Source organism: Pseudomonas sp. HMWF021 (assembly GCF_003061005.1).
Lineage (GTDB): Bacteria > Pseudomonadota > Gammaproteobacteria > Pseudomonadales > Pseudomonadaceae > Aquipseudomonas.
On record NZ_QAIK01000021.1, the window covers coordinates 1 to 7,954 of the forward strand.

Sequence of the window (7,954 nt, forward strand, 5' to 3'; positions counted from 1 at the left end):
GGGCAGACCGATGTGAGCGCGCAGGTAGTGATTGAGCAGTTGCTGGTGAAAGCGTTCGGCTTGTTTGCGGGTGTCGAGAAACAGGCAGTGCTGCGCCGCGCCCTGAGTGCCGAAATCGTTGGTGGTGCTGCCGACGCTGATCACCAGCGTGTCGTACGGCACTTCACGGGCCGGAACCAGTTCTACGCCGTTTTCGTCATAGGTGGCCGCCAACTGGATTTTCTTCTGCGCGCGATCGAGCCCGCTCATGCGCCCCAGCTGAAACTCGAAGTGGTTCCATTTCGCCTGGGCAACATAATTGAGTTCGTCTTCAGAGGAGTTCAGCGATCCGGCAGCCACTTCGTGCAGCAGTGGTTTCCAGATGTGCGTCAGGTTCGCGTCGACCAGCATCACACTGGCCGTGCCACGCTTGCCCAGAGTCTTACCCAGACGGGTAGCCAGCTCCAGACCGCCGGCGCCGCCGCCGACAATGACAATACGATGGGACATGGGGATAACTCGCAAGGTTTTTAAAGGAAATCGGTGCGGTTACCCGAGCGAGCGCCAGGCAGCTCATAGCGTCAGGTAACTGATAAGTCGGCTCAGCAGGCCCAGACCAATGGTCACTGCCAGCACCAGCACCAGGAGCATCCACGGCCGAAAAGGCCGGCGCTCGACTCGGTGTTGGGACAATTGCAGGTACTCTTCGACATGCTTCTGGTCTTCGGGGTTCAGGCGGCTGGTCATAATTGCCTCGTCAGATAGACGTTGCTTGAGGTCGGGAAGCTACAGCGGTTTTTATCCCGGGTTGAAAGCAGCATAGCCACTGGCCGGAACCGGTTCGACGGACACGCCATCATCGAGGCGAATGATTCCGCTTTGTAACACTCGCGCGGTGATTCCGCCATGCCCGCGCACCGCTTGAAAGGTGCCGGGGCCGAGATTGTTCTGCAGACGCGCGCAAGGCTGGCACCAGCCGGTGGTTTCGAAAATCGCCTGGCCGATGCGAAAGCGCCGCCCCTTGAGGCTGAACAGGTTGATCCCGCTGATAACCAGATTTCGGCGCAGATCTTCGGGCCGCACGGGTTGATCTTCCGGCCGACCCAGCAACGCACTGATGACCGCCAGGTGTTCGAACTGAATCAACGTCACTTGTCGCGCATTGCGCACGCCAGGGCGGGCGTGATCGCCGGTCAATCCAGCCTCCAGCCGCGCTTCCACGGCGTCGAGCGCGATCATCGGCCCACGGGACTCGGGGCGTACACCGATCCAGCGCACGCGGCCTGTCTGCGGCACGTCGGCGATCAACTGTTGCAGCGGCGTCACAGGCTGATCCCGACATCGAAAACGATGCTGCGTCCCAGGTTACTGCGCAGGAAATCCGGCGCATCGGGATGGGCGAACAGCACCCGGGCGAACGTCGGCCCGACTAGCGACAGCGAGCGCCAGCCCTGGCGCAAGTACTCCGTGGGCGGTGGAAAGTGGCTGTTCAGGTCCAGCACCTCGCGCTTGAGACTGGCGAACGCGATGATATCCAGTTCACCCAGATCCATGCCGCGTTCCTTGTAGTTATGCGCTTTTTTACGCAAGGTCGGGGCGAGCCGTAGCAAAAACTCATTGGCCGGGATCCGGCGTGGCTTGGCTTCACGGCGCACCAGTTGGCTGAGTGAAAAGGCACTGCGTCGGCGCTGCAGTTCGTCGCGCCATTCGTCGTTGAGTCGGCGACCTTCATCGAGAACGAAGAACACTTCGAAATTGGCGTCGCGAAACAGCACGTCCGGCGGCTCGCCAGCGGGGGCGAACTCGTCGGCACGGTAGGGAATGTTCAAGCCTTGCAGCAGGCGCTGGCAGACCCAACGCTCACGCTCCCATTTGCGGGCATTGGACAGGAACGCGTTGGCCTGCTCGGCCGCGATGGTCAGCAGGCGTAAATAATCTGAGTCATCCATAGGCCCAAGCTTAGCGTTCAAATGCGACAAGCAGAAAGCTTTGCATCGGCGGAGGCTGACAGCTCGCACGTTGAGCTCTTGTAGGAGCCGCCGAAGGCTGCGATCTTTTGACTGTCAAAGAGCAGGATCAAAAGATCGCAGCCTGCGGCAGCTCCTACACGGGATGTGGGGGTTTCCTGATAAAAGTGAGGGAGACATGATCGGTGCAGAACTGCTGTCCTCGACAAGCCTGACACTTGGCTGGCTGATTTACCTGCCGGTGCTACTGTGGGCGGTGGTTCGCGCGCCGTGGGTCGAGTTGTTCAGTGACAGTCGTCGTCAGCATTTGCTGTTCGGTACCGTGTTCGCCTTGTTTTTGCTGTGGCTGGTGCGCAGGGATTTCGACACTGGGGTTTCCTATCACTTCATCGGCATGACCGCCGTGACGCTGCTGCTGGACTGGCCGCTGGCGATTGTCGGCGGGCTGATAGCGCAGTTCGGGCTGGTGTTGCTCGGGCGTCAGGATCTGGCGGCGGTCGGGGTCAACGGGACGTTGCTGATCCTGCTGCCGGTGCTGATTACCGAATGCGTGGCGATCATCGTCGAGCGTGCGCAGCCGCGTAATCCGTTCGTGTATATCTTCTGTTGCGGGTTCTTTGCCGCAGCGTTGTCGGCGTTGTTGTGTCTGACCCTGAGCCTGGGCCTGCTCTGGTACGACGGCCTGTTCGCCATGCCGGAATGGCTGGAAGACTTTGTAGGCTACCTGTGGCTGCTGATTTTCCCCGAAGCGTTTATCAACGGCATGGTGATCAGCGCGCTGGTGGTGTTCAGCCCCGAATGGCTGGAGACTTTCAACCGCACCCGCTACCTTTCGGCGCCCTGGAAGGACGACGATCCCAAGTCTTGATCCACATCAAATCCGCCGCTCGCGCGGCATTTCATGCTCGGCCAAATCCCTTCAGGAGCAGCGGCATGAGTGTTTACGAGTGGGCGAGGCAGGAGACGCGGCAGAGTCTGGAGATGGCGCAGGAAGTGGGCTTCGATCCGGGCCTGAGCCTGCGCGCCTTGCTCAGTGCAGTAGTGCAACAGAGCAAGGCCGTGCGCAACGCCGAAGACCTGGCCGACGAATTGCGCTTTCTCGCGGAAAACCTCGACGACGATCAGGACTACGGCTTCATGCGGCCCTGATTACGATCAGTGACGCGGGTCGAAATCGCCGGAGAACATTTCGTCTTCGGCATCCGGGGCGACCGGAATCTTGTGCTCTTCGGACGCCCACGCGCCAAGGTCGATCAGCTTGCAGCGATCGGAGCAGAACGGACGGAACTTGTTCTCGGGGGTAAATTCCACGGGGGCGCCGCAGGTTGGGCATTCGACGGTGGTAGGGCTCATGACTGGCCTCCGGATAAAGTCAGGTAAAAGTGATGCAGACGCTCGACTTCGCTGTGCAGCCAGGCGAGGTCGCGGTCATTGACCACCACATCGTCGGCGCGGCTTACGCGGTCTTCACGGCTTGACTGGGCCTTGAGGATCGCCTGAACCTGCTGTTCGCTGGTCTGGTCACGCTGCAAGGTGCGTTCGATCTGTAATTGTTGCGGTGCGTCGATCACCAGAATCCGCTGGGTCATCGCGTATTGTCCGGACTCGATCAACAGCGGCGACACCAGAATCGCGTAAGGCGATTTTGCCAGCGCCAGATGGTGGGCGATTTCCTCGGCGATCAACGGATGCAACAGGGCTTCGAGCCAGCGCCGCTGTTCCGGTACTTCGAATATCAGCTGGCGCAGGGCGGCGCGGTTGAGCGAACCGTCAGCCTGCAGCACTTGCGGGCCGAAATGTTCGGCAATCTTCGCCAGCGCCGGGCGCCCCGGCTCCACGACCCAGCGCGCCGCATGATCGGCGTCGACCACATCGATCCCAAGATCGATGAAGTGCTGGGCGGCAGCGCTTTTGCCGCTGCCGATGCCGCCGGTCAAGCCGAGAATCCAGGGTTTTTCCACAGGGGTATTCATTTCAAACCGACAAACTGCCAATAGAAGTCGGTTATTTGACCACCCCAGAGCAAGGCAATCCAGCCGGCAATTGCCAGATACGGGCCGAAGGGGATCGGCGTCGAGGTTTTCTGCTCGCGCAGACGCAGCAGAATCACCCCGACAATCGCCCCCACCAGCGACGAAAGCAGGATCGTCAGCGGCAGAATCTGCCAGCCGCCCCAGGCCCCGAGCAGCGCCAGCAGCTTGAAATCACCATGGCCGATGCCGTCCTTGCCGGTCAGCAGCTTGAACAGCCAGAACACCGACCACAGCGCCAGGTAACCGGCCACCGCGCCCCACAGCGCCGCGTGCAGCGAGACGAACAGCCCGAAGCTGTTGACGATCAGTCCCAGCCACAACAACGGAAGCACCAGGACATCGGGCAGTAATTGGTGTTCGGTGTCGATCAGGCTCATCGCCAGCAGCCCCCACGTGAGGACGATCAACAGACCGGCCGGCCAGCCGAATCCCAGATGCCAGGCGACAAATGCCGAGAGCAGGCCGCAGGCCAGTTCGGTCAGGGGATAACGTTTGCTGATGGGCGCGGCACACGCCGAACAGCGTCCGCGCAGCAACAGGTAGCTGAGCAGCGGAATGTTTTCCCACGGTCGAATCCGGTGGCCGCAGTGCGGGCATTCGGAGTGCGGCAGCATCAGGTTGTAGGTCGGCAGTGGCGTTTCGCTCGGCAGGCCAAGGACGTCCTGCGCCTGCTGGCGCCAATCACGCTCGAGCATTTTCGGCAGACGCCAGACCAGTACGTTAAGAAAACTGCCGACCACCAGACCCAGCAGCAGGGCGGTGCATACAAAGGCCAGCGGATACAGACTGAAGAATTCGTCGATAGGCATGTCAGATCGCTGAGCCAAGCTGGAAGATTGGCAGGTACATGGCCACGACCAGCCCGCCGACGATGACACCGAGCACCACCATGATGAACGGCTCCATCAGGCTGGTGAGGTTGTCGACCATGTTATCCACTTCGTCCTCATAAAATCCGGCGACCTTGTCGAGCATGTCATCCAGCGCACCCGACTCCTCACCGATGGCGGTCATCTGCACCGCCATGTTGGGGAACACCCCGGTGCTGCGCATCGAGAAATTCAGCTGCATGCCGGTGGCAACGTCCTGGCGAATACGCAACACGGCACGCTTGAACACCACGTTGCCGGTGGCGCCGGCCACCGAATCCAGTGCCTCCACCAGCGGTACACCGGCTGCGAAAGTGGTCGACAGGGTGCGGGCGAATCGCGCCACCGCCGACTTGTACATCAAGGTGCCCACCAGCGGCAGTTTCAGCAGCCAGGTGTCTTTGCGGTCGCGCAGGGCCTGGGATGTCTTCAGCGCATGCCGCAGGCCGAACACCGCTGCGATCAGCGCACCGAGCACCAGCCACCACCATTGCTGCAAGAACTCCGAGATGCTGATCACCATCAGCGTGAAGGCCGGCAATTCGGCGCCGAAGCCGGAAAACACCGCTTGAAACTGCGGCACCACTTTCACCAGCAGAATCCCGGTAACGACCATGGCCACCAGCACCACTGCGCTGGGGTAGGTCATGGCTTTCTTGATCTTGGCCTTGAGTGCTTCGCTTTTTTCCTTATAGGTTGCGACCCGTTCGAGCAATGTATCGAGAGCGCCGGATTGCTCGCCGGCGTCCACCAGGTTGCAATACAGCTCATCGAAATACTGCGGCTTTTTGCGCAGGGCTGCGGCGAAGCTGTTGCCGGCGGCAACCTCCTGCTTCACTTCGTCCACCAGCTTGCGCATCGCCGGGTTGTCGAAGCCTTCACCGATGATGTCGAACGACTGCAGCAAGGGCACGCCGGCCTTCATCATGGTCGCCATCTGTCGCGTGAACAGGGCGATGTCCTGAGCCTTGATGCGTTTGCCGAAGCTGAGCAAAGAGGTGGATTTTTTGCGCACCTTGCCCGGGTTGATCCCTTGCTTGCGTAGCTGGGCCTTGATCAGCGCGGGATTCTGCCCGCTCAACTCGCCCGTGACCTTGCTGCCCTTGCGGTCCGTGCCTTCCCAGGCGTAGATGCTGATTTTCGCTGCCTTGACCGCCATGTTCAGTCCTTGGTGACCCGGTTGATTTCTTCCAGGCTGGTGATGCCTTGCATGGCCTTGTGCAGGCCCGAGGTGCGCAGGTCGTCGAACCCGTCGCGACGCATCTGGCCGTCGATTTCCAGCGAGTTGCCTTCAGCCATGATCAGCCGTTGCAATTCGGGGGTGTTCTTCACCACTTCATAAATCCCCACGCGGCCCTTGTAGCCGCCGTTGCAGTGATCGCAACCGACCGGCTCATAGATCGTGAAACTGCCGATCTGTTCCGGCGGGAAGCCTTCCTTTATCAGCGTTTCGCGAGGGATTTCGATGGGCTTCTTGCAGTGGCTGCACAGCTTGCGCGCCAGGCGCTGGGCGATGATCAGGCTCACCGAGGTGGCGATGTTGAAGCCGGGAATGCCCATGTTGTGCAGGCGGGTCAGGGTTTCGGCGGCGCTGTTGGTGTGCAGCGTGGACAGCACCAGGTGACCGGTCTGCGCGGCCTTGATCGCGATCTCGGCGGTTTCAAGGTCGCGGATTTCGCCGACCATGATCACGTCCGGGTCCTGACGCAGAAACGAACGCAGGGCCTGGGCAAAATCCAGCCCTTGCCTGGGATTGACGTTGACCTGGTTGATGCCTTCCATGTTGATTTCCACCGGGTCTTCGGCGGTAGAGATGTTGATGTCCACGGTGTTGAGGATATTCAGTCCGGTGTACAGCGACACGGTTTTCCCCGACCCGGTAGGGCCGGTCACCAGAATCATGCCCTGCGGTTGTTTGAGCGCCGCCATATACAGGTCTTTCTGCGCCGGCTCGTAACCCAACGCATCGATGCCGATTTGCGCGCTGGACGGGTCGAGAATCCGGATCACCACTTTTTCGCCCCACAGGGTCGGCAGGGTGTTGACCCGGAAGTCGATCGACTTGCTTTTGGACAGGCGCATCTTGAGTCGCCCGTCCTGTGGTTTACGCCGTTCCGAAATATCCAGGCTGGCCATGACTTTCAGGCGCGCGGCGATCCGGCCGGCCAACTGGATCGGCGGTTTTGCCACTTCGCGCAGGATGCCGTCGGTACGCACCCGCACCCGGAAGTTCTTTTCGTAGGGTTCGAAGTGCAGGTCGGAGGAACCACTCTTGATTGCGTCGAGCAGCATCTTGTGGACGAAACGCACCACTGGCGCGTCATCGGCGTCGAGTCCGCCGATGGCGTCCTGGCGGCTGTCGTCGATGGCCTCGACATCCACTGCGTCGAGATCGACGTCGGCCATTTCTTCGAGGCCGCTGGCGTGGGTGTCGAAGAACTTCTCGATGGCATCAGTGAGCTTGTCGTCCTCCACCAGAATGGCTTCGGTACTCAGCCCGGTGCTGAACTGAATGTCGTTGATCGCCTGATGGTTGCTCGGGTCGGAAATGCCCACGAAGAGTTTGTTGCCCCGGCGCCACAAGGGCAGGGCGTGGTGCTGGCGCACCAGTTTTTCACTGACCAGGCCCTTGGGCTGGGTTTCCTTGTCGAGGCAATTGAGGTCCATGAAGGCCATGCCGAAATGCTCGGAGGCAATCTCGGCCACTTGTGAGCTCTTCACCAGTTTGTTCTGCACCAGGTAGCTGACCAGCGACAGGCGATTGCGCTGTGCCTGTTGCCAGGCCTGCTGGGCGCTTTTTTCCGTAAGCAGTTCGGCCTGTACCAATTGCTTGGCCAGACCGCTCAGAGCGATGTCATTCATGGGGATTCCGCATGCTTGCAGTTCATGACTTATAGCCTAGTCAAGTGACAGCGCCAAACACGGCCAGTGCAGGTGACAAAAAGTGTCAGATAGTGCGGTTACGGGTTGTAGGAAAGCGCGACACGGCGCCTTTATGCCGAGCGTACGGGGTCTGCAAGCGGTTGGCACGGCCTATGCTGAGCCCTTTGCAGATCATGAGATTCCGACTCATGCATGGAGAGCCTGTCTATGAACAACCAAAAAG

At 60.3% G+C, this 7,954-nt stretch carries 11 protein-coding genes; 2 read left to right on the forward strand and 9 right to left on the reverse strand.

The features are described 5' to 3' along the window. The 4 genes from DBR18_RS01795 to DBR18_RS01810 form a co-directional block, all read right to left on the reverse strand. The coding region (locus DBR18_RS01795) for an NAD(P)/FAD-dependent oxidoreductase (protein WP_158275034.1) at nucleotides 1–489 on the reverse strand (489 nt) is incomplete at its 3' end. A gap of 63 nt (nucleotides 490–552) precedes the next feature. Next, nucleotides 553–726: a DUF3094 family protein gene (locus DBR18_RS01800; protein ID WP_003228304.1), complete on the reverse strand. Its 174-nt coding sequence runs from the start codon at nucleotides 724–726 to the stop codon at nucleotides 553–555. A 51-nt stretch (nucleotides 727–777) separates the two neighbouring features. Beyond that, nucleotides 778–1,305: an MOSC domain-containing protein gene (locus DBR18_RS01805; protein ID WP_108589039.1), complete on the reverse strand. Its 528-nt coding sequence runs from the start codon at nucleotides 1,303–1,305 to the stop codon at nucleotides 778–780. Further along, a complete protein-coding gene (locus DBR18_RS01810; RefSeq protein WP_003228301.1) occupies nucleotides 1,302–1,928 on the reverse strand; it encodes a DUF1780 domain-containing protein in 627 nt (208 codons plus the stop codon). Before DBR18_RS01810 ends, DBR18_RS01805 begins: the two co-directional genes overlap by 4 nt. Before the next feature lie 196 nt (nucleotides 1,929–2,124). Here DBR18_RS01810 and DBR18_RS01815 point away from each other — a divergent pair, with 196 nt between their 5' ends. Further along, nucleotides 2,125–2,814 carry an energy-coupling factor ABC transporter permease gene (locus tag DBR18_RS01815; protein ID WP_108589040.1) on the forward strand — a complete coding sequence of 230 codons (690 nt, stop codon included), beginning with the start codon at nucleotides 2,125–2,127 and terminating at the stop codon, nucleotides 2,812–2,814. Between the two features lie 65 nt (nucleotides 2,815–2,879). Then, on the forward strand, nucleotides 2,880–3,095 hold the full coding sequence (locus tag DBR18_RS01820; RefSeq protein WP_007959584.1) for a hypothetical protein: 216 nt from the start codon (nucleotides 2,880–2,882) through the stop codon (nucleotides 3,093–3,095). 6 nt (nucleotides 3,096–3,101) lie between these two features. Here DBR18_RS01820 and yacG read toward each other — a convergent pair whose 3' ends face one another. Genes yacG through pilB form a run of 5 tightly spaced genes read right to left on the reverse strand, consistent with a single transcriptional unit; the run spans nucleotide 3,102 to nucleotide 7,710 of the window. Then, a complete protein-coding gene (yacG, locus tag DBR18_RS01825; RefSeq protein ID WP_003228296.1) occupies nucleotides 3,102–3,299 on the reverse strand; it encodes a DNA gyrase inhibitor YacG in 198 nt (65 codons plus the stop codon). After that, entirely contained in the window at nucleotides 3,296–3,919 is a 624-nt protein-coding gene (gene coaE / locus DBR18_RS01830; protein WP_108589041.1) for a dephospho-CoA kinase, read from the reverse strand. The genes yacG and coaE overlap by 4 nt, the downstream gene beginning before the upstream one ends. Continuing rightward, complete coding sequence (locus tag DBR18_RS01835; RefSeq protein WP_108589042.1) at nucleotides 3,916–4,788, reverse strand: A24 family peptidase; 873 nt, start codon at nucleotides 4,786–4,788, stop codon at nucleotides 3,916–3,918. Before DBR18_RS01835 ends, coaE begins: the two co-directional genes overlap by 4 nt. A gap of 1 nt (nucleotide 4,789) precedes the next feature. Then, nucleotides 4,790–6,007: a type II secretion system F family protein gene (locus DBR18_RS01840; protein WP_108589043.1), complete on the reverse strand. Its 1,218-nt coding sequence runs from the start codon at nucleotides 6,005–6,007 to the stop codon at nucleotides 4,790–4,792. A gap of 2 nt (nucleotides 6,008–6,009) precedes the next feature. Beyond that, complete coding sequence (gene pilB / locus DBR18_RS01845) at nucleotides 6,010–7,710, reverse strand: type IV-A pilus assembly ATPase PilB (RefSeq protein WP_108589044.1); 1,701 nt, start codon at nucleotides 7,708–7,710, stop codon at nucleotides 6,010–6,012. Nucleotides 7,711–7,954: the final 244 nt, after the last annotated feature.